The organism is Marinilabilia salmonicolor JCM 21150 (assembly GCF_000259075.1).
Lineage (GTDB): Bacteria > Bacteroidota > Bacteroidia > Bacteroidales > Marinilabiliaceae > Marinilabilia > Marinilabilia salmonicolor.
In genome coordinates, this window is record NZ_AJKI01000071.1 from 1 (window position 1) to 207 (window position 207).

General features: G+C 38.2%; 1 protein-coding gene. It reads left to right on the forward strand.

Going from position 1 to position 207, the window contains the following annotated elements; all coding sequences use genetic code 11:
* Positions 1-182, forward strand: a 182-nt coding sequence (locus W7W_RS23960) for a tyrosine-type recombinase/integrase (protein WP_010665661.1), incomplete at its 5' end; no start/stop codon positions are given.
* Positions 183-207 lie beyond the last annotated feature (25 nt).

Below are 207 nucleotides of genomic sequence, written 5' to 3' on the forward strand. Positions count from 1 at the left end.
GGCGGTCATTTGCCACTAATTTATACAAATCGGGCTTTCCTTCTCAGTCAATTATGCGGATCACAGGCCATAAAAGCGAATCTGCTTTTCTTAAGTACCTGAAAGTATCTGAAGAGGAACACGCTAAACTATTGCAGCAGCATTGGACAAAGAACGCTAATCATTTGAAAATTGTAGGATAATGGACAAAATACCTTCTCAATTAAT